21 protein-coding genes are annotated in these 21,403 nt (G+C 64.8%); 8 read left to right on the forward strand and 13 right to left on the reverse strand.

Annotated features, from left to right (window positions below; all coding sequences use genetic code 11):
- Window positions 1–71 precede the first annotated feature (71 nt).
- The gene (locus ACT3UQ_RS16165; RefSeq protein ID WP_105554510.1) at window positions 72–623 is read left to right on the forward strand and encodes an acyl-CoA thioesterase; all 552 of its coding nucleotides are present in this window, start codon (window positions 72–74) and stop codon (window positions 621–623) included.
- On the opposite strand, the gene ACT3UQ_RS16170 is transcribed toward ACT3UQ_RS16165, so the two are convergent.
- Window positions 620–1,231 (reverse strand): phosphoribosylanthranilate isomerase, encoded by a 612-nt coding sequence (locus ACT3UQ_RS16170; protein WP_444637535.1) that lies wholly within the window; start codon window positions 1,229–1,231, stop codon window positions 620–622. The two genes, ACT3UQ_RS16165 and ACT3UQ_RS16170, sit on opposite strands and share 4 nt — an antisense overlap.
- Window positions 1,228–2,229, reverse strand: coding sequence for an acyl-CoA thioesterase (locus ACT3UQ_RS16175; RefSeq protein ID WP_105554512.1), 1,002 nt, complete (start codon window positions 2,227–2,229; stop codon window positions 1,228–1,230). The genes ACT3UQ_RS16170 and ACT3UQ_RS16175 overlap by 4 nt, the downstream gene beginning before the upstream one ends.
- Window positions 2,230–2,300: 71 nt before the next feature.
- On the opposite strand from ACT3UQ_RS16175, the gene ACT3UQ_RS16180 reads away from it, so the two are divergent.
- Genes ACT3UQ_RS16180 through ACT3UQ_RS16190 form a run of 3 tightly spaced genes read left to right on the forward strand, consistent with a single transcriptional unit; the run spans window position 2,301 to window position 7,600 of the window.
- The gene (locus ACT3UQ_RS16180; protein WP_444637536.1) at window positions 2,301–4,031 is read left to right on the forward strand and encodes an ABC transporter ATP-binding protein/permease; all 1,731 of its coding nucleotides are present in this window, start codon (window positions 2,301–2,303) and stop codon (window positions 4,029–4,031) included.
- On the forward strand, window positions 4,028–5,797 hold the full coding sequence (locus tag ACT3UQ_RS16185; RefSeq protein ID WP_444637537.1) for an amino acid ABC transporter ATP-binding/permease protein: 1,770 nt from the start codon (window positions 4,028–4,030) through the stop codon (window positions 5,795–5,797). The genes ACT3UQ_RS16180 and ACT3UQ_RS16185 overlap by 4 nt, the downstream gene beginning before the upstream one ends.
- A 39-nt stretch (window positions 5,798–5,836) precedes the next feature.
- Window positions 5,837–7,600, forward strand: a complete 1,764-nt coding sequence (locus ACT3UQ_RS16190; RefSeq protein ID WP_105554515.1) for an FMN-binding glutamate synthase family protein — start codon at window positions 5,837–5,839, stop codon at window positions 7,598–7,600.
- Between the two features lie 7 nt (window positions 7,601–7,607).
- Here ACT3UQ_RS16190 and ACT3UQ_RS16195 read toward each other — a convergent pair whose 3' ends face one another.
- From ACT3UQ_RS16195 to ACT3UQ_RS16210, 4 genes are all read right to left on the reverse strand, one after another.
- Window positions 7,608–8,636 (reverse strand): enoyl-CoA hydratase/isomerase family protein, encoded by a 1,029-nt coding sequence (locus ACT3UQ_RS16195; RefSeq protein WP_258133761.1) that lies wholly within the window; start codon window positions 8,634–8,636, stop codon window positions 7,608–7,610.
- 43 nt (window positions 8,637–8,679) lie between these two features.
- The gene (locus tag ACT3UQ_RS16200) at window positions 8,680–9,585 is read right to left on the reverse strand and encodes a LysR family transcriptional regulator (protein WP_096286746.1); all 906 of its coding nucleotides are present in this window, start codon (window positions 9,583–9,585) and stop codon (window positions 8,680–8,682) included.
- A 46-nt stretch (window positions 9,586–9,631) separates the two neighbouring features.
- The gene (locus tag ACT3UQ_RS16205; RefSeq protein WP_096286748.1) at window positions 9,632–9,868 is read right to left on the reverse strand and encodes a hypothetical protein; all 237 of its coding nucleotides are present in this window, start codon (window positions 9,866–9,868) and stop codon (window positions 9,632–9,634) included.
- A gap of 121 nt (window positions 9,869–9,989) precedes the next feature.
- Window positions 9,990–10,466 (reverse strand): Lrp/AsnC family transcriptional regulator, encoded by a 477-nt coding sequence (locus tag ACT3UQ_RS16210; protein WP_096286750.1) that lies wholly within the window; start codon window positions 10,464–10,466, stop codon window positions 9,990–9,992.
- A 241-nt stretch (window positions 10,467–10,707) separates the two neighbouring features.
- Here ACT3UQ_RS16210 and ACT3UQ_RS16215 point away from each other — a divergent pair, with 241 nt between their 5' ends.
- Complete coding sequence (locus ACT3UQ_RS16215; protein ID WP_105650605.1) at window positions 10,708–11,958, forward strand: MFS transporter; 1,251 nt, start codon at window positions 10,708–10,710, stop codon at window positions 11,956–11,958.
- Window positions 11,959–12,146: 188 nt separating this feature from the next.
- Here the strand turns inward: ACT3UQ_RS16215 and ACT3UQ_RS16220 are convergent, their stop codons facing one another.
- The 3 genes from ACT3UQ_RS16220 to ACT3UQ_RS16230 all read right to left on the reverse strand — a co-directional run bounded on the left by ACT3UQ_RS16220 (window position 12,147) and on the right by ACT3UQ_RS16230 (window position 15,279).
- Window positions 12,147–13,139, reverse strand: a complete 993-nt coding sequence (locus tag ACT3UQ_RS16220; protein WP_444637538.1) for an LLM class flavin-dependent oxidoreductase — start codon at window positions 13,137–13,139, stop codon at window positions 12,147–12,149.
- Between the two features lie 130 nt (window positions 13,140–13,269).
- A complete protein-coding gene (locus ACT3UQ_RS16225) occupies window positions 13,270–13,473 on the reverse strand; it encodes a cold-shock protein (protein WP_096286756.1) in 204 nt (67 codons plus the stop codon).
- A 288-nt stretch (window positions 13,474–13,761) separates the two neighbouring features.
- Window positions 13,762–15,279, reverse strand: a complete 1,518-nt coding sequence (locus ACT3UQ_RS16230; protein ID WP_444637539.1) for an MFS transporter — start codon at window positions 15,277–15,279, stop codon at window positions 13,762–13,764.
- Between the two features lie 137 nt (window positions 15,280–15,416).
- Between ACT3UQ_RS16230 and ACT3UQ_RS16235 the strand changes: the two genes are divergently transcribed.
- Window positions 15,417–15,971, forward strand: a complete 555-nt coding sequence (locus tag ACT3UQ_RS16235; RefSeq protein WP_096286760.1) for a TetR/AcrR family transcriptional regulator — start codon at window positions 15,417–15,419, stop codon at window positions 15,969–15,971.
- Between the two features lie 19 nt (window positions 15,972–15,990).
- Window positions 15,991–17,244 (forward strand): MFS transporter, encoded by a 1,254-nt coding sequence (locus tag ACT3UQ_RS16240; RefSeq protein ID WP_105650607.1) that lies wholly within the window; start codon window positions 15,991–15,993, stop codon window positions 17,242–17,244.
- A gap of 6 nt (window positions 17,245–17,250) precedes the next feature.
- Here the strand turns inward: ACT3UQ_RS16240 and ACT3UQ_RS16245 are convergent, their stop codons facing one another.
- Together ACT3UQ_RS16245 and ACT3UQ_RS16250 are read right to left on the reverse strand one after the other, a co-directional pair.
- Window positions 17,251–17,907, reverse strand: a complete 657-nt coding sequence (locus ACT3UQ_RS16245; protein WP_096286765.1) for a trimeric intracellular cation channel family protein — start codon at window positions 17,905–17,907, stop codon at window positions 17,251–17,253.
- A 45-nt stretch (window positions 17,908–17,952) separates the two neighbouring features.
- Entirely contained in the window at window positions 17,953–18,510 is a 558-nt protein-coding gene (locus tag ACT3UQ_RS16250; protein WP_105650608.1) for a DUF1697 domain-containing protein, read from the reverse strand.
- Window positions 18,511–18,585: 75 nt separating this feature from the next.
- Here ACT3UQ_RS16250 and ACT3UQ_RS16255 point away from each other — a divergent pair, with 75 nt between their 5' ends.
- The gene (locus tag ACT3UQ_RS16255) at window positions 18,586–20,538 is read left to right on the forward strand and encodes a prolyl oligopeptidase family serine peptidase (RefSeq protein WP_444637540.1); all 1,953 of its coding nucleotides are present in this window, start codon (window positions 18,586–18,588) and stop codon (window positions 20,536–20,538) included.
- Here the strand turns inward: ACT3UQ_RS16255 and ACT3UQ_RS16260 are convergent.
- Both ACT3UQ_RS16260 and ACT3UQ_RS16265 read right to left on the reverse strand, forming a co-directional pair.
- Window positions 20,535–20,930, reverse strand: a complete 396-nt coding sequence (locus tag ACT3UQ_RS16260; protein ID WP_105650610.1) for an RNA-binding S4 domain-containing protein — start codon at window positions 20,928–20,930, stop codon at window positions 20,535–20,537. The genes ACT3UQ_RS16255 and ACT3UQ_RS16260 overlap by 4 nt on opposite strands.
- Window positions 20,931–20,957: 27 nt before the next feature.
- Window positions 20,958–21,314: a hypothetical protein gene (locus ACT3UQ_RS16265; protein ID WP_105650611.1), complete on the reverse strand. Its 357-nt coding sequence runs from the start codon at window positions 21,312–21,314 to the stop codon at window positions 20,958–20,960.
- Between the last annotated feature and the right edge of the window lie 89 nt (window positions 21,315–21,403).

A 21,403-nucleotide genomic window follows, 5' to 3' on the forward strand; every position in this document is an offset into this window, starting at 1 on the left:
GATTACGCCATTTGTCGCGGTGGGCGGCGGCGGGCTTGGCCACATAAGTTACTAAGCGGTAATGTGATCTCATGCACATGATTTTTCGCATCCTGCTGATGCTGCTCCAAGGCAAAAAAGCCCCGAGGCTGTCCATGCTCGACTCCGGAACCCTGTCCATGCGCGCGACGCTGACCGATATCGACTTCGCCGGGCATATCAACAACGGCATGTACTTCTCGATCTTCGATCTGGGCCGCTTCGATCTGATGTTCCGCTCCGGGGCCTGGGCGGTGCTGCGCAAGAACAAGTGGAGCCCGGTGGTGCAGGCCGAAACCATGACCTTCAGGAAGTCGGTGAAGCTCGGGGTGAAGTTCACCCAAGAGACCCGGGTGCTGGGCATGGATGAGCGCTGCATCTACTTCGAGCAGCGCATCGTGGTGGCCGGCGAAATCTATGCCCGCGGCTATATCGCCACGCGCATGACCTCGAAAACCGGGCCGGTGCCCAATGAGCGGATCCTTGCCGCGCTCGGGCTGAGCATGCCCGAAGACCGCGTGCTCCCCGAATGGGTCGCCCGCTGGCGTGCCGAAAGCGCCCTGCCCGGCGCGCGCAAGCCCGCTCCGCACTCCTGGATCGGCTAGGCGCCGCGGCGCGCGGCGTCCAGGAACCGGGCGATCAGCGCCGGGTCCTTGACTCCGCGAGCGGACTCGACCCCGGAGGAGACATCCGCGCCGCTGGCCGCGGACTCGGCGAGTGCCGCGGCCACATTCTCCGGGGACAAGCCGCCGGCCACCAGCCAGTTGCGCCCGGCCGCGAGGGTGCGCACCTTTGCGTAGTCCCAGCTTTCCCCGCTGCCGGGGACCGCGGCGTCGATCAGCAAGAAATCCTCTCCCCAGTCCTCGAATGCCTCGGGCTGCGCGTCCATGCGCACCGCGCGGATCACCCGGAATCCGGCCGCGCGCACCGCTTGCACCTCTGCGCGGCGCCGTTCCCCGTGCAGCTGGATCCAGCCGAGCCCGGCGGCGGAGGTGCGCGCGATGGCCGTTGCGGTGTCCTCATCGCGGAACACCGCCACGGTAGCCACCTGGCTGGGGACTTGCGCGGCGAGTGCTGCCGCCAGTTCCGGGGAGACCTGACGCGGCGAATTGGTCAGCACGAAGCCCAGCGCGTCCGCCCCATGCTCCAGCGCGATCGCCACGTCATGCTCCGTGGCCAGGCCGCAGATCTTCACAAACGGGCGGGAGCTCATCGAGTGGCCTCCGCGCTGGCCTGCGGGTCGCTCAGATGCGTGGGGGTGTAGCCGCCGGGCGCGTTGGCGCGGATCTCAAGCAGTTCGCGGGCGTGCTCCCAGAGCCGGGAGTCCTCCGCACTGACCGGCACCCAGGTTGGCACCGGCACCGCCGTGCCGGTGTCGTCGCGGGCGACCAGCACGGTCAGGCAGTAGGTGGTCAGCTCCATCTGGTTGGTTTTCGGATCCCCGGAGCGCACGTGCACCGCGATGTGCATGCCCTTGGAACCGGTATAGACCAGCCGGGCCTCGACCTCGACCAGATGGCCGATGAGTAGCGGGCGGTAGAAGCGCACGCCGCCGGAGAACACCGCGACGGTGTCCCGCCCGGCGTAGCGGCTGGCGCACAGGGCGGCCGCCTCGTCGATCCACTTCATCACGATGCCGCCGTGCACCTTGCCGCCCCAGTTCACGTCGGTGGGCGCGGCGAGGAAGCGCAGGGTCACCCGCGGCGCGGTGCCGGCGTCGGTATAGGACTGGTCGTTCATCGACTCGACGATGCGTTCGCGGATCTCGATGCGCGCCAACGCATTCTGCCGCAGCTGCAGCTCGCGCGGGGTGCCCGGGGTGAAGGAGGGCACTTCGGTCGGTTTGCCCCGCTCATCCACCGCCACGAAGATCACCAGGCAGGTGGAGGAGGTGACCGGGCGCAGCTCGCGCGGATCGGAGAAGGACACCTCGGTGCGGATATGCATGGAGCTGGTGCCGGTGTAGACCACCGAGGCGGTGACCTCCACCAGGTCCCCGGAATGGATCGGGTCCGCGAAGTGGATATTTCCCACGTAGGCGGTCACGCAGTAGCTGGCGGACCAGCCCACCGCCGCGGCGTAGGCGGCCTTGTCCACCCATTCGAGCACGGTGCCGGCGGCCACCGTTCCGGTGATCCCCACATCCGTGGGCGCTGCGAGGAAGCGAAGGGTCACCGAATGCGGCCGGCTGGCCGTTTGCAGAGCAGTCATTTGTCTAGTTTCCCCCGCGCGGGCGCCGGTTGCCAACCTATGACGCCGGGCTTTCGACTTAGGATGGAGGGGTGCGTAGGGTCTTTGGAATTTTTTCGGCATCCACCGCGGCGGTGGTCTGCCTCGGGTTGCTCTCGGCCATCGGTGCCATCGGGCTGGCGGTGCTCATCGGGCGCGCCATCGATTCGCTGCGCGCGGATCAGCCCTTGGACGTCGGCTGGTATGTGGCGGTGGGGTACGAACTGCTGCTGGTGGCCGCCGCGGCGCTGCTTACCCCGGTGCTCATCGCCCGCTCCGGGCGCAAGCTCGGAGCGCTGCAGCGCCACCAGCTGGTACGCCACTATTTGGCCATCGGCCCGTTGGCGGTGCGCCGGCTCGGCGAGGGCGAACTGGTCGATGCCGCCATGGACGCGGTCGATCGCTCGGTGCGCTTCCGCACCAGCTTCATGGGTCCGGCCATCTGCGCGGTGGCCACCCCGGTGCTGGTGCTGCTCGGCATCGTGTTTTTCATCGATCCGCTCAGCGCCCTGCTGCTGCTGCTGCCCACCATGCTGGTCCCGGTGCTGGTCATCGGCTTCCAAAGGCTTTTCCGCGGCTCATCGGGGGAATACCGCCGGGCCCAAGGGCTGCTCTCGGCCACCTTCCTCGACGGGTTGCGGGCGCTGACCATGCTCAAGCTCAACGGCGGGGCATCCTGGATGGGGCAGCGCATCGCGGTGGCCAGCGAAAGGGTGCGCCAGCAGGTGATGAAACTGCTGGCGCGGAACCAGCTGGTGCTGCTGGTGATCGACGCGAGCTTCGCGGTGCTGCTGCTGGCCACCGCCGCGCTGCTTGCCTGGTGGCGGGTGGGCAGCCTGGCGATCACCCCCGGGGAGGGGGCCGCCCTGGTGCTGCTCAGCTTCCTGATGCTCGCCCCGGTGAACTACGTGGGCAGCTTCTTCTACATCGGGATGACCGGCAAGGCGGCCGAGCAGAAAATTGAGAGCTTCATGGACACCGAGCGGCACCGTGCGGCGGCGAATCCGCTGCGCGTCGACCTGCGCGCCGACGCCTTGCAGCTGCTGGATCTCGGGACCGGATACGAGGGGCACCCCGCGGCGCTGGAGCAGCTGAACTTCAGTTTCCCCGCCGGCTCGAAGACCGCGGTGATCGGGGCCTCGGGCAGCGGCAAAACCACCTTGCTGCGCGTGCTGCAGGGGCAGCTGGAGACCACCGCCGGAATCATCCACGACGGGCACCAGGCTTTGGGCCCGGCCACGCTGCGCTCGAATACGGCGGTGGTGGAACAGGGCACAACGCTCTTCGGGATCAGCCTGCGCGAGAACCTGCTGCTTGCCGCGCCGCAGGCCAGCGACGAAAAGCTGCGCGCGATGCTGCGCCGCGCCGGGTTGGCGCCGTGGTTCGCGCAGCAGGAAGCGGGGCTGGACACGGTGCTTGGCGAGGGCGGCGCAACGCTGTCCGGGGGCCAGGCCCAACGCCTGGCCATCGCCCGCGCGCTGCTGGCCGAGCGGCCCATCCTGCTGCTCGACGAGCCGACCAGCTCGCTGGATGTGCAGACCGAAGCCGAGGTGCTGGACACCCTGCGCGAGGTGGCGGCGGGGCTCACGGTCATCACCGTGACCCACCGCTTGGGGCTGCTCGCCGACTACGACCAGGTGCTGGTCCTGGATCGGGGGCGGATCGTGCAAGCCGGGTCCCGGGAGGAACTGCTGGGCACCGAGGGGTACCTGAAAACGGCGATGGAGAATTTCGGCCAGCGCGTCGCAGCGCTGGGCAGCCAACGCGGGAACGGGGCGAAATGATGAAACCGCACGGCCAGCAGCCAAGCAGCCTCGCCAGCGCCCGGTGGCTGATCGCCCAAACCCGGGACCTGCTGCCGCCGGTGCTGCTTGCCTGCCTGCTCGCCTGCCTCACCCGACTGGTCGCCTTGGCCATCTATCTCTTTGCCGGGCTGGGGCTGGTGGCGGCCATCGGCCTTCAGCTGCCCGCCGGGCTGCCGCGGCTTCCCTTCGGCCTGCTGGTGGCGGCGATTATCTTCGCCGGCCTGTGCAAGGGAGGGCTGCGCTATGCCGAACAGTATGTGGGGCATAAGGTCGCCTTCCTGGCCCTGGCCAGGCTGCGTTCAACCATGTACGAGGCCTACCAGCGGCAGGCGCCCTTCGCGGCGGCCAGCAAGAATTCCGGGTCCATGCTGGCCAAGGCCACCCGCGATATCGACAAGGTGGAGGTATTCTTCGCGCATACCCTGCCGCCGGCCGCGGCAGCGCTGCTGGTCAGCGGCGCGGTGCTGGGCTGCGTCTACCAGGTCTTTGGCGGCACCGCGACGCTGATCCTCGCCGGCGGCTATCTGCTGGTCGGACTGCTGCTGCCGCTGCTCGGGGTCGGCGCGCTGCGCCAGGCGGCTGGCAGCGCCGCACAGGTGCGCGGCAGCCAGAACCGGATCATCATCGAATCCCTGGCGGGCATCGAAGTGCTGCACGCCTTCGGCGCCGGTGGGCGGATGCTCAAGCGCATGGATGAGGCCGGAACGGCGGATGCCCGGGAAGCCCACCGGGCCAGCTGGGTGACCGGGCTGCGCGCGGCGCTGAGCCAGATCATCATCTGGGGCAGCGCGCTGGCCCTGCTGCTCACCGATTCCGCCCAAGGCACGGCGGCCACGATCATCCTGGTGGTGATCGCGGTCCCTTCCTTCGAGCCGGTTCGCGCCGTGGACGGGTTCGTGCTGGGGCTGCAGGACTCCCTGGCGAGCGCTCGCCGATTGTTCGCCACCGCCAGCGCGCCACCGGCCGTGGCCGAGCCGAGCGAGGCGGGGGACCTGCCGGATACCGGGACGCTGAACGTCCAAGACCTCACCGTGCGGCACGGGCAGCGCGAAGTGGTGCAGCAGGTGGACTTCACGGTGGAAGCCGGGGAACTGGTGGCGCTGGTGGGCGCCTCGGGCTCCGGGAAATCCTCCATCGCCGCCGCGCTGGTCCGGGCGCTGCCGGCCGGCGGAAGGCTCAGCTTTGGCGGGGCGGCCCTGGATGCGCTACCGCTCCAGGCGCTGCGTTCGCGCATCGTGGTGGTCTCCCAGGAGGCGGTGATGGTCCGCGGCACGGTCCGCGAAAATCTGCTCTTGGGCACCACCGGAACTAGCGACGAGGAGCTCCGCGCGGTGCTTGAGGAGCTGGGCCTGGGCCCGTGGCTGGAGCAGCAGCCGCAGGGCCTGGACACCCGGCTGGCGGATCGTTCCACCAGGCTTTCCGGCGGCCAACGCCAGCGCTTGGCCCTGGCGCGCGCCCTGCTGCGGCACCCGGCGCTGCTGGTTATGGACGAATCGACCAGCGCACTGGATGCCGCGAGCGAAGCACTGGTGCTGAAGGCGATAAATGAGCGCCGCGGATACGGGATGGGGGTGCTGATGATCAGCCACCGCCTTTCCATCGTGCAAGAGGCCAGCGAGGTGCTGGTGCTGCGCGAGGGGCGGGTGGTCGAAACCGGTTCCCCTCAACAGCTGCTGGCCGATGGCACCAGCGAGTTCTACCAGATGGTGCTGCGCGAAAACGATCGGATCAATACCGGGGCCTAATCCCTGACAAGTCCCGGTGCAGGCAGTAGGGTCGAAAACATGATGCGAATAGTAGTGATTCTGTTCCTGTTCGTGCTCGCCGCCGGGTTTGTGCTCACGGCGCTGCTGGCGGGAACTTCCGGCAACTGGGTGTGGTGGATCCTGGTGGCGCTCACCGCGGTGCTGGTGGCCGTGGGGATCCGGGATATGACACAGAAACGGCATGCGATCCTGCGCAACTTCCCCATTCTGGGACATGCCCGCTACCTGTTCGAATTCATCCGCCCGGAGATCCAGCAGTACTTCATCGAGCGGAACACCGACGGCACGCCCTTTGACCGCGACACCCGCTCGATGATCTACGCCCGGGCCAAGGGCGCCGACAGCCACAAGGCTTTCGGCACCGAGCTGAAAGTGAACGAGGTCGGCCACGAATACCTGCTGCATTCAAGCGCGCCGGTGGCTCCGAGCAAGGAGCAGCACCGGGTGGAAATCGGTTCGAGCCAGTGCGCTCAGCCCTATGAGATGTCGCTGCTGAACATCTCCTCGATGAGCTTCGGGTCGCTCTCGGCCAACGCGGTGCTGGCGATGAACAAGGGCGCGGCCATGGGGGATTTTGTCCACGAGACCGGCGAGGGCGGGCTGACCAAATACCATCTGGAACACGGTGCGGACCTCTTCTGGGAGATCGGTTCGGGCTACTTCGGCTGCCGCACCCCCGAAGGCCGGTTCAACCCCGAGACCTTTGCGCAGAAGGCCAACCTCCCGCAGGTCAAGGGCATCACCATCAAGATGTCGCAGGGTGCAAAGCCCGGACTCGGCGGGGTGCTTCCGGCGGCGAAGGTGACCGCGGAAATCTCCGAGGCCCGCGAGGTGCCGATGGGCCAGGACTGCATTTCCCCGGCGAGCCACGCCGAATTCTCTACCCCGCGCGAACTGCTGGCCTTCGTTTCAAAGCTGCGCAAGCTCTCCGGCGGCAAACCGGTGGGAATCAAATTCTGCGTCGGTTCACGCACCGATGTGATGGCGATCTGCAAGGCCATGATCGAAACCGGGGTGCTGGTTGACTTCATCACCGTGGACGGTGCCGAAGGCGGCACCGGCGCCGCACCGCTGGAGTACGAAGACCATGTGGGGACACCCCTGACCGAGGGGCTGATGCTGGTCCACAACGTGTTGATGGGCGCCGGGCTGCGCCACGAAATCCGCTTGGCGGCGGCAGGGAAGATCGCCAACGGCTCGGATATCGTCAAGCGCCTGATCCAGGGCGCGGACTTCGCCTTTTCCGCCCGGCCGATGATGATGGCCACCGGCTGCATCCAGGCGCAGAAGTGCCATACGAACCACTGCCCGGTTGGCGTAGCGACGCAGAACAAGCGGCTCATGCGCGCCTTGGACGTCGAGGACAAGGGCCACCGGGTGTACAACTACCACCGGCTGACGGTCACCGAGGCGGGACAGATCATGGCGTCCATGGGCCTGCACGGTCCGGACCAGCTGAACACCCGGATGCTGCGGCGCCGGGTGAATCTCCAGTCGACCCGCTCCTACGCCTCGCTGTTCCACTGGCTGCAGCCCGGCGAGCTGCTGGAGAATCCTCCGGCCTCGTGGCGGGATGACTGGCAGGAGGCGGACGCGGATCACTTCGGCGAACACGCCCCGGTGCATTTCGGCCTCCCGAGCAGTGTGGCGCTGGCCCCGGCCCGCCGGCTCAGTGAACCCGGCGAAGCGGTGAAGGCCACGCGCGTGGAGCCGCGCGATTCGCAGAAGGTCCATCCGGTGCCCAGCGATGTCACCCGGCCCGAAGGCCAGCCAGGGTCCTGAACCGAAGCTACTCGCCCATGAGCGCCAGCAGCGCCGCGGCGTTGACCTCGCCCGGCGCTGCGGGTTGCCAGCTGGGATTCCGGTCCTTGTCGATGACCTGGGCGCGGATGCCTTCGGCCAGGTCGGGCTGGTGCATCAGGTGCGCCGCCAGGCGCAGCTCCCGGTCCAGGGCGCCGCGCAGGTTCTGCTCGGCGCGGGCCGCACGCACCGCATGGAACGCCGCGGCCACGCTCGTCGGGGAGTTCGCAGATATCATCTCGGCCGCGCGCCGCGCGCCGGGGTGGACCATGGACTGCAAACGCTCCAGGACCGCGTCCGGGCTCTCGGCGCCGAAGGCGTAATCGATCCAGCCCTGTTCGATTTCCAGCCGGCGGGATTCGGGAACCGCGTGGAGCACCTCGAAGGCCGCGGCGATCTCTGCGGCGCCCAGGCCGATCAGGTCATCGAGCTCATCAACTATGGACGCGGCGAGGGATTCGCTAATGACCGCGTCGGCGAAACCCAGGAAGACCGCGTCCGCGCCGCTGAAGGAAGTGGCCGTCATGGCGAAGTATTCGCCGAAGTGCCCCGGCGCGTTGGCCAGCAGGTGGCTTCCGCCAACATCCGGGGTGTAGCCGATGCGCGCTTCGGGCATGGCCAGCTTCGCGTCGGCGGTGACCAGACGCACCGGTGCGTGGCTGGCCAGGCCGATGCCGCCGCCCATGGTGATCCCGTGGGCCAGCGTAATCAGCGGCTTGGGGTAGACCGAAATCAAGTGGTCGGTGCGGAACTCCAGGGCGAGCAGTTCCAGGAAGTCCGCGTGCCGGCCACCGGTGATCGCGGCATGGAAGTCGGCGATATCTCCTCCGGCGCAGAACCCCCGCTCGCCGCGTCCGGTGAGCAAAACGAGCCCGATCTTCGGGTCCTCGGCCCACAGGTGCAGGACCCGGTGCAGCTCCTGGAGCATGGGCAAGGTCAAGGCGTTGAGTTTGCCCGGACGGTTCAGTTCAAGATGACCTACCGGTCCGTGCACGGACGCTACGACAAGTTCTTCCACGATCGCCCTTTCCGAGGCTGCCTACCGATGACCGCTTTCCAGCCTAGTCGGAAAGGATCTGCGTGAGCCGGTCCAAAACGAGGGCAACCTTGGGCTTCTTCGAATTCTCTGGCTTCAAGGCGAAAATCGAGCGGGCGAGCCGGATTTCCGGTGCGTCGACAATACGCAGGCCCGCGGGGGCCTGGGTCATGGCCAGATCCGGCACCAAGGCGGCGCCGAGGCCCGAGGAGACCAGATTCAGCGAAGCGTTAAAATCGTCGCAGTAGGCCGCAACCTGCGGGTGGATGTTGTACGAGGCGAAGAGCCGGGAGATCAAGGTGGCATCCGAGGTGCCCGGGTGGTGGAAGATCCACGGCCATTCGGCGAGCTGGTCCACGGTCAGCTGGGCGTCGTCTGCGATCGGCCACGAGGCGGGGATGACAACGCGGAACTGGTCATCGCCCAGCCAGGCGCGCTCCAGCGAGGCGGGCCAGCTCAGTCCGCCGGGTCCCACCTGGAAGATGAGCGCGAGATCCAGATCCCCGCCGTTGCCCAGGCCGGCGACGGTTTGCTGGGGTTCGCCGATCCACAGGCGCAGATTGATGCCCAGGGAGTTCCAGTCTTCGCTGGTCAATAGCTTGGGAAGTGCGTAGGTGGCCAGGGACGGGAAGATGCCGAGCTTGATCTCTTCACGGTCTGTGGAATCCGTGGAGATGGTTGCTACGTCGGCCATCAGGGCGTCGAGGTCGGTGAGCACGCGCTTGGCGTGGCGCACCATGCGCAGCGCCCCGGGCGTGGGGGTGATGGAGCGGGCACCACGCAGGAACAACGTGGTTCCGGTGCTGCGTTCTAAGGCGGTCATCTGTTGGGAGACGGCGCTGGCAGTGTAGCCCAGCCGGGTTGCGGCTGTGGCAAAGGAACGATGCGCCACCACTTCGAGCAGGGTGCGCAGATGAACTGGATTGATCACTTCTAAAGTCTAAACGCTGAAGCCTAAGGGATGCTTAGTCAGTGAGCTAGTCCTCATCTTCGTCGGCATTGGACTCTTCGGTGAATTCGTTATCCAGTTGCGCCTCGGTTTCCAGATCGTCATCGAGCAGGTAGGCGCGTGTAGCCAACGGGTCGATGTTCCGCATCGTTTCGGGCGAATCGCTGGAGCCCTCATAGGCTTGCGAATCGCGGCCGTCGTCGGGCTCGTAGATGTCGTTCCCGTATTCGGGTGCGAAGTCGGTTGGTTCAAAATCCTTGGTCATCACGTACTCCTCCACAGAATGCGAGGGACCCGACGAGAGCCGGGGTTATCCCTCATGACTTCTCGTAATCACAGCCTAGGCCGGGAAGGCGCACAAGGAAAGACTTGTATTTTCGCGCTTCTCAGTGATTGTGTTCGGCGTAGTGCTCCAGCAGCGGAGCGGCCCGGTAGGCCAGGTGGGTGTGGAGCGCGAAGGTGGTTTCGGATCGGGTGACACCCTTGATCCGCAGGATCTGCCGCAGCCCCGACTGCAACTGGTGGGTATCGGTGGCGATCAGCCGCACCCAGACATCTCCACGGCCGGAGGTTTCGTGGATTTCCAGCACGTTGGGAATCTGCCGCAGCGAGGTCACCACGGTATCGAGGTCGCGGTGCAGCACTTCCAAGGTGACGAAGGCCAGCACGTCGTAGCCGAGTTTTGCCAGGTCGAGGTCGCGGCCGCCTTCGCGCAGCACATCCGCGCGCTGCAGGCGCCGAAGACGTGACTGGGCGGTGTTGCGGGCCACGCCAACTTCGTCGGCGAGATCGGAGATTTGGATCCGCGGATCCCGGATCAACGCCAAGAGAATTTTCAGATCGACGTCATCCAAACGCACCATTTGCTCACTCCTAGGACCCGCGGGGGCCAAGTTTTTGACTATTTTGCTCAAACTCTAACAAGTTAAGAACCGAAGTGTCCTTGTTTGGCGGATATTTATGAGTGAACGATCTAGATCAGTAGACATTTTCTTACAGATCGCTCAACTAGCCGGTGGGGTAGCGAGCAACCCCACCGCTAAAAACTTTCTAGTGCAACAACCTGGCGACATCCTTTGGACCACCCGCCTTTTGGGAGACCCCATGTCGGTAATCAGCGAACTGCGCATGCAGCCGGTTCGAACCAGGCCACTGACCTGGAACCCGGGCACCACCACGCGGCTGAGCATCACCGTGCTGGTGAGCTTCACCTTGCTGGTGGGCGCGAATTTGGCAACGCCGCTCTATCCGCAGCTGCAGGCCGAACTCTCCCTGGGCGCCATGGGGACCACCATCGCCTTCGCCAGCTACGTCTGTTCGCTGATGTTCTTCCTGTCCATCGTGGGCCACTGGTCCGATCACATCGGCCGCCGGGCCGCGCTGGTGCTCGCCATCATCATCTCGCTGGTGGGCACGCTGAGCTTCGGTGCGGCTTCAGCCCTGTGGGAACTGTGCCTCGGGCGCGGCCTGCAGGGGGCCGGGGTGGCCCTGGCCACCGGGGCCAGCGCCGCGGCGCTGCGCGAGCTGCTGCCGCATAAGCCCGAATGGGCCTCGCGCTTCACCCTGCTGGCCTCCTCCGGAGGCGTGGCCTTCGGCCCCTTGCTCGGCGGCGTGCTGGCCTTGCTGCCCGGCGGACGGACAACGGTGTTCACCGTGCAAGCGGTGCTGCTGCTCGCAACACTCATTCCATTGGTCGCGCTGCAGGCGCGCCCGGCCATTGCCATGGCCGAGCGCGGGCAACGGCACCGCGCGCTGGCCCCGCGCCGGCTGGGGATCCCGCGCGAGGCGCGAACCAAATTCTGGATGGGTGCGCTGGTCGGATTCTTGAGCTTTGCCGTGTTCGGCTTCGCCTTGTCCTTGGCTCCGGGCTATTTCGCGCAGGTTTTCGAGCTGACCTCGCTGCCGATGATCGGACTGGTCGCGGGTCTTCCCTTGGGGATCTCGGCGCTCTCCCAGGTAGTGATCCGCGGCGGCCAGCGCCTGCTGCCGCTTGGCTTGCTGCTGCTGGCCGCCAGCACCATTGGCCTCGTGGTGGCCGCCGAGCTCGGTTCGCTCTGGCTGGCCATGCTGGCGCTGGCGCTGATCGGCCTGGGGCAGGGAATCGCGTTCCGAACCGCGTTCAGCGGCGCGGTTAATGCCGTGTCGGCTTCCTTGCACGCCCAGACCGTGTCGACCATCTACCTGGTGACCTACCTCGGCAGCGCGCTGCCGGTGATCGTCTTGGGTTGGGCGGTGGGGGTCTATGGCCAGGAACTGAGCATTCTGGTCTTCAGTGTGCTCTGCGCGCTGCTGGCGCTGCTCCTCACCGGGTGGTCCGTGGCCTCATTGGCGAAGGACCGCACCGCTCGGGCATAGCCCAGAATCGCTGAGTGCTTCCGTCTCTCCGCCCGGCCGCGCGGACCGCGCGGCTACCACGGGGGCGTTAAAACAGAAGCAATCCACCCCGGCGTCCGGCCAGGCACCGCTTTGGTGCGTGGCCGGTTCCTTTCGGGGCGGATCGCTGTGGCGCTAGGCCGACGACGAGATTGCCGGCCCGGTGCGCATCAGCCCGCGGTAACCAACCGGCAGGCCTGTGCGGTGAGGTTGACCGAATTCAACCGGTCCTCTTCGAGCAATGGGTGGTGCACGGTGATCAGCTCGTCCGCCTGGGCGGTTTCGGCGAAATCGGCAAGGTATTCGGCCACGTTATCCCCGGTTCCGATGGCGGTGAAGCGCATCATGTCCAGGATCTGTTCGGCCTGCGGGGTATCCATCACCATGTCGAGTTCGGCTTCGGTGAATTCCTTCTTTGCGTTGCGGCCCAAGAAGGACGCGACGCGGTGGCGTTCGGAGGCCACCTTGAGCTCGTGGGCGTGCTGCACGCTTTCGGCGGCAATCACTCCGACGCCGGCAATGACATATGGTTCGGCCAGCTGGGCCGACGGCTTGAACTGCTCGCGATAGGTCTTGACCGCCTGCTGCAAGGCCGCCGGAGCGAAATGCGAGGCGAAGGAATAGGGAAGGCCGAGCTGCGCGGCAAGCTGCGCGCCGAAGAGCGAGGAGCCCAGAATGTACAGCGGAACGTTGGTGCCCGCCCCCGGGATGGCTTGCACACCCGGGATGCGTGACTCGCCGGCGAGATAGGCCTGGAGCTCCAGCACATCGTGCGGGAAGGAGTCGGCGGACGAGGCGTCGCGCCGCAATGCGCGCAAGGTGGTCATATCGGTGCCCGGGGCGCGTCCCATTCCCAGGTCGATACGATCGCCGAAGATCTCGGCCAGGGTGCCGAATTGCTCGGCAATCACCAGCGGCGAATGGTTGGGGAGCATGATGCCGCCAGAACCCAAACGGATGCGTTCGGTGTGGTGGGCCACGTGGCTGATCAACAGGGAGGTCGCGCTGGAGGCGATGGTCGGCATGTTGTGGTGCTCGGCGTACCAAACACGTTCATAGCCGGTGCGCTCAGCAAGCTGAGCGAGGCGTACAGATGACTTGAAAGAGTCGGAAATGGTGCTATTAGGTGCAACCGGGGCAAGGTCCAGAATCGAAAGCTTCACGGTTAGTACAACCCACCGAGGTGCGGGACTATTCCGTGAAGCCCGATAAACGTGAAAACGGCGTCTTCCCGGATAATTCCGGGAAGACGCCGTTGACGCTAATGTCTAGGGGCTATTCGCCTAAGACGCTTTAGAGTCCGCGGATGTCCGCTGCCTGAAGACCCTTAGGGCCCTCAACTACTTCGAACTCAACCTTCTGGCCTTCTTCCAGGGTACGGAAGCCCTGGGTCTGGATGGCGGAGAAGTGAGCAAAGACGTCAGGATCTCCGCTGTCTGGAGCGATGAAGCCGAAGCCTTTTTCAGCATTAAACCACTTGACGATACCGGTTGCCATTATACTATTTGGTCCTTTCAGACGTTCCTCACCGATTTTTTGGTGAGCTTGGTTGTAATCCACGAGAGACGCTGAAACCGAAGTTCCCTCGTCCTACGAAGCAGCCAAGTCATTCACTTCACGTCTAGAAGGGGTTCGCGCCAACCATGCGGATCGACATTCACAAACTTCTAAAGGGTTCTTCGCGAATTACTTTGGAACTACACTGCCTAGCCTACGTCGAGATTCGCAACTTTTGAATAACTTTGACCTAATTAATCTAGATTTTCGGAAAGTGTCCCAAATCGTTTACCGAGTAGCGGGTTTGATGATTCGAGCCACCACGATTGCGGCGACCAGGGCCAGCACCGCCGCGATGCTCGAGGTGATGAGCACCCCGTGGTCAAAAGCGTGGGCCGCGGAGGCCAAAAGCGCCTGCGCCTGATCGGCGGGCAGCCCCTGCGCAATCTGGTGCGCGCCGCTCAGGGTTTCCACGGCCGCTTGGGTCGCCGCGGCGTCGAGCGCCTCCGGAACCTTGAGCTGCGCGGCATAGACGGTATTCAAAATGGTGCCGAGCACGGCCACCCCGAGCACCGCTCCGACCTCATAGGCGGTTTCCGAGATTGCCGAGGCCGCCCCCGACTTCGAGGCGGGCACCGCGGTGAGCACCATGTCATTGGACAGGGTCTCGGACATGCCCACCCCGATTCCCAGGACGCAGAAGGCCGCCATGAGCCAGAAGACATCTCCGGAAGAGCCGGCGAAAACGACCACCGCGTAGGCCACGGCCGAAAGCATCAGGCCGCCGACCATGATGGCCGGTGCGCCGAAGCGCGCGGCCAGCGGGACCGAGACGAGGCCGAAGACCATCGTCAAGACCAGGCCCGGGGTCATCAGCAGGCCGGCATCGAGCGGGCTGTGCCCGGCGATGAGCTGCAGATGCTGGGAAACGAAGTAGATGAAGCCCACCAGCGAGAAGACGCCGATCAGGTTCACCGTCAGCGCTCCGGAGAACGCGGCATTGGAAAACAGGCGCACGTCGATCATCGGGTTGGCGGCGGCCAGCTGCCGGCGCACGAAGCCCACCCCGCTGGCAACGGAGAGCGCTACGGCGCCAATGACCACGTACAGCGGCTCGGTGGTGAAGGACTTGATCGCGTAGACGAAGGGCAGCAAGGTGAAGATGACCAAAACGATGGACAGCGGATCGACTCGCCCGGGATTCGGGTCCTTGGATTCGGGCAGGAGCAGCAGGCCGCCGATGAGCAGCGGCAGCAGCATCGGAACTGCCAGCAGGAAGACCGAACCCCACCAGAAGTGCTCCAGAAGGAGTCCGCCGATGATGGGGCCGAGGACCGCTCCGCCGGAGAATGCACTGGCCCAGATGGCTACTGCGGTCCGGCGTTCTTTGGCGTCCGGGAAGATATTGCGGATCAAGGAGAGCGTGGCCGGCATCAGCATGGCACCGAAAATGCCGAGCAGGGCACGGGCGAGCACCAGCTGGAAAGCGTCGGTGGCGAAGGCCGCCAACGCGGAGATCAGCGCGAATCCCGTGGCACCGATCAGCAGCACCTTGCGTCGGCCAATCCGGTCACCCAGGAAGCCCATGGGGACCAGCAGTCCCGCGAGGATCAGTGGGTAGATGTCGATGATCCATAACAGTTGCGTACCGCTAGGCGATAGCGCACCCGAGATGGCGGGAACCGCGAATGACAGCACCGTATTGTCCACGGAGACGAGTAGTACCGGGAAAAGCAGTACGGTCAGAGCGGCCCAGCGGCGCGAACGACTCAGCGTGGAGGCGCGTTCGGTGATCTGTGAGCTCATGGGATTGGCCTTTGAAATTAGTGCGTAGGAAATTGGGGTGTGGTTTCACCCTCAAGAGTAACTGTACCGTCCGGTTGGTATAGTTACCATCGAATGTAAGGTTAAATCCGTCACCGTCTAAAATCCTAAGGAGATTCATGGCCCGTCCACCTGCGGCACGCACGAAGGTACTGGATGCTTATATCTCGCTGCTCTGCGAAGAAGGGGAACGCGCGGCAACCCTCGAAGCCGCCGCGACACGAGCAGGAGTTTCAAAAGGCGGACTGCTTTACCACTTTGCCTCGAAGGAAGCGCTCGCCGCCGGGGTGATCGAGTCCACCGAGGAGCACGTCCAATTGGATCTCGATCGGATGCACGAGGCCGCAGAGGGCGCCTCGGTTTATTACGTGCAGACCTCGGCGGAAGTCGACACCGAATTGGACCGCCATCTGGTCGCGGTGCAGCGCCTGGCGCAGGCTGGAGTCGGCAGCGCCGCGGCGATGCTCGAGGACGTGCACGCCCGGTGGCTGCAGCTAATCCTCGACGAAGTGGGGGACCCGGCGATCGCGCATCTGGTCATCCTGATTGGCGAGGGGCTCTATGCGCATCTGGCCATGCCCGGCTCCTGGTATCAAAGCAATTTTGAGGGTCGGCTCAAAGAATTACTAGAATTGGTCCCGCAACTCAAAAAGTTGAAAGAACTCAACGAATAATTCTGCAGGGATGTGTCACATGGCCGAAGACGGCACAAGGAACCGGCTCAAAGGCCGTATCGGGGCGCTGCTTGGCATCTTGCTGATGGCCCTGTCGCTGCGCGCGGCGGTAGTGTCCGTGCCGCCGCTGCTGGCCCGCATCCAAGAAGATATCGAGTTCACCGAATTCACCACCGGGCTGCTGGCCATGCTGGCACCGATCTCATTCGCCGTCTTAGGGCTGTTGACCCCGCGGCTGATTCGGCTCTGGGGCCTGGAGCGTACGCTGGTCATCGCGGTCGCGCTGGCCGTGGCCGGACAGCTGGCACGGCCATTGATGCCCAATGTCTATCCCTTCCTGGCCTTGTCCATTGTCACCCTGGCCGGTTACGGCATGGGCAACGTGGTGCTGCCGCCGTTGGTGAAAAAATACTTCCCGGACCGCATCGGCGTTGTCACCAGCGGATACGTCACGATGATCGCCATCGGCACCTGGCTGGCGCCGCAATTCTCGGTTCCCTTCGCCAATGTCGGCAGCTGGCAGACCTCGATCGGCTCGTGGGCCCTGTTGTCCGGGATCGTGCTGATCCCCTGGATGATGCAGCTGTTTGCGGACCGCCGCGTGGAGCGCCCGGAGGCGGCATTGCCGGCGGCCGGGGGACACGAGATCGCGCGGATCAACCCGTGGAAGTCCAAGGTCGCCTGGGGGCTGGCCATCTTCCTTGCCGGCAACTCAGCGCAGACCTATGTGTACTTCACCTGGCTGCCGCCGTACCTGTACGCCCAGGGCCTGGACGAGGCGGCCAGCGGAAATATGCTCGCGCTCTTCGCGATCCTCGGATTGCCGGTGGCACTGCTGGTCCCGCTGTGGGTTCCGCGCTTGAAGAACCCGATCATCGCGGTGGGCGTGTTCACCGCCTGCTGGATTACCGGCCACCTCGGAATCTATCTTTCCCCGACCCAGGGAACCTGGTTCTGGGTGTCGATGGCGGGCCTGGGCCAGGGCACCTTCGCCATTGCGCTGTTGATGATGAATCTGCGCTCGCGCACCACCTACGGTTCGGGCGTGCTTTCGGGCTTCGCCCAGGGCCTGGGCTATGCCGGTGCCGCCATCGTTCCGATGCTCTTCGGCGTCGTGCAGCAGGCCAGCGGATCCTGGGGCGTGGCCTTCTCGATGCTCGGGGTGTGCATCGTGGTGATGCTGCTCGGCGCGGTGATCATCAATCCATCGCGCACCATCGAGGACAGCGCGCCGGGTGCCGAAAACGAGGGCAAGCTCGAACGCGTGGACTAGGCGGAACTAGAAATGCCGTTGCGGTCCGTTCTCCGGTGGGGATCCCGGGGTAGGCCGGTGCCAGTGTCCGGCCGCCAGCGGGATGCGCCAGCCGAACTTCAGCGAGGCCAGCCGCGTGGCAAAGGTGAGCGCCGCGATGCCCACGCCGACCATGGGGTTGAAGAGCTCAAAGCTCCAGCACACCGCGGTGAGGATGCCGCCGATCATCGCCGGGATCGCATAGATGTCCCGCGGGTTGAACAAATCCGGGGTGACATTGGAAATGACATCACGCATCAGCCCGCCGCCCACCCCGGTAATCATCCCTAGCAGCACCGCGGTGACCGGATTAAAATCGTGCTGCAGGGCCTTGAGCGTGCCGGTCATGCAGAACAAGCCCAGTCCCGCGGCATCGAAGACCAGCACCAGGCGGTGAAGTTTTTGGATGGCGGGAGTAAAGCCATAAACGAGCAACGCGGCCAGCACCGGCGGCAGGAAATAAATGGGATGCCCGAAGGTGGCCGGGGATTCGTTCAGGATCAGGTCGCGCACCACACCGCCGCCCAGACCGGTGACGCCGCCGAGGAATACCGAACCGAGCATGTCAAAACCGCGGCGGGCGGCCATCAGCGAGCCGGCGACGGCGAAAAAGAAAATGCCAACGAGTTCGATGACAATGAGCATGAAGTGGCCCTCAGCGAGTTGGAGTGGAAGCAGATGCAGAGCTCATTATTCTCCGAGTTCCTGCGCGCGAATAATCGTGGAAAGTTTTACTAAGGTATTCAGGTTGCGCGTGGTGATAATCCGCTGGCGCGCCTGCGCGGTGACAAGCTTCGAAACCGGGGTTTCAAGGCTTTGGCCCTTTGGGCTGATCCAGCACAAGCTCCTGGCGCGCACCGCCACCACCGTAGCATCGGCGAGCGGGGCCGCCGCGGCATATAGTTCCTGGGCATCGCGCTCACTGGCGCACAGGGTCAGGTAGCGGTGGAACTCGGCAGCTGCTTCGGGCACCGGCACCGGGAAGTCGGCGGCGAGTTCGTGGACTTCGGCGGCGCTGAAAGCCAGCGCCGGAATGGGGCGGCCGTAGTAGTCGGCCAGCAATTGCTCGCAGTGCGCACGCAGCTCGGGCGCCGCGCCGTGCGGCGCGTCGAGGATAGCATTGCCGCTGGCGAGCACGGTTTTAACCGGGCCGTAGCCGGCCTCGCCGAGCAGTGTGGCGAGATCTTTCATCAAAACTTTGACCCCGCCGACGTTAACCCCGCGCAAGAACAATACGAACTTTGCCATGGCACCATCCAAGCTCACCGAGTTAGCGCTTGTCGAGGGTCGTTCTTGGCCCGAAATATGACTAGGATCGAACACATGCTTCAGCACATGCCCTTTGGTTCCTGGCCCTCGACCATCTCAGCTGCGCAAGTAGCGGCTGGCACTAAACCGCTCGGCGGAGCCTGCTTCTTCGGAGACAAGCTGATCGTGCAGGAAGGCCTGCCCGCGGAGGGCGGACGGGTGACCCTTGTCGAGTATGGGCGCAGCGCTGCCGCGGCGGGGCGTCAGCTGATCGCGGCGCCGTACAACGTGCGCTCGCGGGTGCATGAGTACGGGGGTGCCAGCTGGCTGCTGCTCGAAGGGGCGGTCCCCGCGGTGGTCTTTGCAAACTTCGAAGACCAGCGCGTCTACCTGAAGGTGCTGGCCAATGAAGAGCCGGTGGCGCTGACCCCGCCAAGCATGATCGACGGCGATCCGGCACTGCGCTTCGCAGAATTCGTTCCGGGGCCGGCGGGCCAGGTGCTGGCAATTATGGAAGACCTGCGGGCCGAACCGGTGCGCCATATCGTGGAAATCCCGCTGGACGGCAGCGCCAGCGAAGATCTGGCGGCCATTCGACTGCTCAGCGCCCCGGAGCGGTTTGTCGCCGGGCCGCGGCTGAGCCCGGATGCCACGCATCTGACGTGGATCAGCTGGGAACACCCGGATATGCCCTGGGATGCGACCGAACTCCACCTCGCCGAATACACCGAGCAGGGAACCTTACAGGGCTCGGTGATCGCCGGAGGCCCGGAGATCTCGGTCATGCAGCCCGAATGGACCGACGATGACCGGCTGACCTTCATCTCGGATGCCTCGGGATGGTGGAATCCCTACACCTACCAGCTCAGTTCCGGGCGCACCGTGCGTCTGGTTGACCGTGCCGCAGAGTTCGCAGGTCCGCTGTGGCAGGTAGGCACCGGATGGTATCTGAACGAAAATCAGCAGACGCTGTTGTGTTCCTACGGAACGGGCACGACCAAGCTGGCACGGGTGCATACGATTACCGGGGGACTGGAAGACCTCGCCTTGCCCTTCACCCGGGTGCGTCCGCTGGCGTTGCAAGATGGGTGGCTGTTGGCCGGCACCTCTTCGCTGACCCAAGGCGAAGAGATCTCCTTGATCAACGTGGAGACCCTGGAGCACCGGTCGGTGACCCGGTCGATCGCCGAGCTGCCAGAGCCCGCCATGCTTCCGGAAGTCGAAGAATTTGAATGCGCCAACGCGGCCGGCCAGGCGGTCCACGCGCTGCTCTACAAGCCCCGCCAAGAAGGCTTTGCGGGAGCAGAAGGGGAACTGCCCCCGTATGTCACCTTCGTGCACGGCGGGCCAACCAGCCAAGCGGTCGCAACGCTGAGCGCCACCGTTGCCTACTACACCTCGCGGGGCATCGGTGTGGTGGACGTGAACTATGGTGGCTCCACCGGTTATGGCCGGGATTATCGAAACCGGCTCCGTGGCGCGTGGGGTGTGGTCGACGTGGCGGACACCGTGGCGGTGATCAAGGCGCTCATCGCCCGGGGACTTGCCGATCCGGCAAGGATCGGCATCGAAGGAGGCAGCGCCGGCGGCTGGACGGTGCTGTGCGCGCTGACCTTCTCCGAGGTCTTCACCGCCGGCATCAGCCGGTACGGCGTCTCGGACCTGGTGGGATTGGTGCAGGATACCCACGACTTCGAATCCCAGTACATGTTCTCCTTGGTCGGTCCCTACCCGGAAGCGGCAGAGCTGTACGAAAAGCGGGCGCCTATCAACCATGTGGAGAAGATTTCCTGCCCGGTGCTGCTCCTCCAGGGCGATGAGGACAAGGTGGTCCCGCCGGCTCAATCACAGGTGGTGGCCGACGCGTTGGCCAAGCGGGGGATTCCGCATGCTTACATCCTGTTTGCCGGAGAACAGCATGGCTTTCGCAAGTCGGCAAATATCATCAAGGCGCTAGAAAGCTCGCTGTCGTTCTATGCACAGATCTTCGACTTCGCGGTGGACGTGCCAGCGATCGAGCTGACTTAGTCTTCGGGTCCCTGCCAGGAGGTGCGCAAGCGATCAATTTCGCGGCGGTCCTTCTTGGTGGGGCGCCCGGTACCCCGGTCGCGGATCGGAACCTGCGGGATGACGACCTTCTCGCGGGGCGGGGTGTGGTCCAGATAGCATTTGACGGCTACTGGCGCGCCGACGCGCTTAGAAATGAGCCCGGTGACCTCAAGGTCCCGGTCCCAGCCGTCCTTGCGGACCCGGATGCGGTCCCCGGGAACGACGATCTGCGATGCCTTGACCGGATCCCCATTGAGCCGAACATGACCGGCGCGGCAGGCGCTGGTTGCCGCCGAGCGAGTCTTGTACATGCGCACCGCCCAGAGCCAGGCGTCAAGACGGACCTTGCCGCCGGTGGGAATTTCGACCATAGGTCAAAAGTCTAGATCACCGTGGGGTTAGTTGTTGTTTGCGTTGGCATCATCGCAGGCCTGCACCAGGCGATCTTGCAGTGCTTGCGGCGCCTGGTCTCCCGAACTTGCCAGTTCCTTGAGCACATCGACTATTGGCTGCGGCAAACCGCCGCCTTCAACCGAACCGATGATGGAACTGAGCACGCGCAGTTCTCCGGCATCTATGCTGCCATCCTGGATCGGCGCACAGGCCTGGCGGACCATCTCCGTGGCGGCAGCGTCGGTGAGCTGCGTGGCAGCCGACGTGGCGGTGTCTTCCAGCACGGAACAACCAGCGGTCACCATGATGAGCGACGATACTGCGAGTATCGCGGCTGACTTTCGAATTGCTACATTCCCCATAGCTAGCAAGTCTAGCGTCCAAGTTTTAGGATCTGCTGGGTGTGAACCGAGTTGATCATCTGAAGATTAAGCTCTTTGGGGCACAATGG

The sequence above is a fragment of the Glutamicibacter sp. AOP12-B1-11 genome (assembly GCF_052379245.1).
GTDB lineage: Bacteria > Actinomycetota > Actinomycetes > Actinomycetales > Micrococcaceae > Glutamicibacter.

Excerpts from the sequence above, each read along its gene's own strand:
- ACT3UQ_RS16165 (WP_105554510.1), top strand. The coding sequence starts at position 72 with ATGCACATGATTTTTCGCATCCTGCTGATGCTGCTCCAAGGCAAAAAA.
- ACT3UQ_RS16170 (WP_444637535.1), bottom strand. The coding sequence starts at position 1,231 with ATGAGCTCCCGCCCGTTTGTGAAGATCTGCGGCCTGGCCACGGAGCAT.
- ACT3UQ_RS16175 (WP_105554512.1), bottom strand. The coding sequence starts at position 2,229 with ATGACTGCTCTGCAAACGGCCAGCCGGCCGCATTCGGTGACCCTTCGC.
- ACT3UQ_RS16185 (WP_444637537.1), top strand. The coding sequence starts at position 4,028 with ATGATGAAACCGCACGGCCAGCAGCCAAGCAGCCTCGCCAGCGCCCGG.
- ACT3UQ_RS16190 (WP_105554515.1), top strand. The coding sequence starts at position 5,837 with ATGATGCGAATAGTAGTGATTCTGTTCCTGTTCGTGCTCGCCGCCGGG.
- ACT3UQ_RS16205 (WP_096286748.1), bottom strand. The coding sequence starts at position 9,868 with ATGACCAAGGATTTTGAACCAACCGACTTCGCACCCGAATACGGGAAC.
- ACT3UQ_RS16210 (WP_096286750.1), bottom strand. The coding sequence starts at position 10,466 with ATGGTGCGTTTGGATGACGTCGATCTGAAAATTCTCTTGGCGTTGATC.
- ACT3UQ_RS16215 (WP_105650605.1), top strand. The coding sequence starts at position 10,708 with ATGTCGGTAATCAGCGAACTGCGCATGCAGCCGGTTCGAACCAGGCCA.
- ACT3UQ_RS16225 (WP_096286756.1), bottom strand. The coding sequence starts at position 13,473 with ATGGCAACCGGTATCGTCAAGTGGTTTAATGCTGAAAAAGGCTTCGGC.
- ACT3UQ_RS16230 (WP_444637539.1), bottom strand. The coding sequence starts at position 15,279 with ATGAGCTCACAGATCACCGAACGCGCCTCCACGCTGAGTCGTTCGCGC.
- ACT3UQ_RS16235 (WP_096286760.1), top strand. The coding sequence starts at position 15,417 with ATGGCCCGTCCACCTGCGGCACGCACGAAGGTACTGGATGCTTATATC.
- ACT3UQ_RS16240 (WP_105650607.1), top strand. The coding sequence starts at position 15,991 with ATGGCCGAAGACGGCACAAGGAACCGGCTCAAAGGCCGTATCGGGGCG.
- ACT3UQ_RS16245 (WP_096286765.1), bottom strand. The coding sequence starts at position 17,907 with ATGCTCATTGTCATCGAACTCGTTGGCATTTTCTTTTTCGCCGTCGCC.
- ACT3UQ_RS16250 (WP_105650608.1), bottom strand. The coding sequence starts at position 18,510 with ATGGCAAAGTTCGTATTGTTCTTGCGCGGGGTTAACGTCGGCGGGGTC.
- ACT3UQ_RS16255 (WP_444637540.1), top strand. The coding sequence starts at position 18,586 with ATGCTTCAGCACATGCCCTTTGGTTCCTGGCCCTCGACCATCTCAGCT.
- ACT3UQ_RS16260 (WP_105650610.1), bottom strand. The coding sequence starts at position 20,930 with ATGGTCGAAATTCCCACCGGCGGCAAGGTCCGTCTTGACGCCTGGCTC.
- ACT3UQ_RS16265 (WP_105650611.1), bottom strand. The coding sequence starts at position 21,314 with ATGGGGAATGTAGCAATTCGAAAGTCAGCCGCGATACTCGCAGTATCG.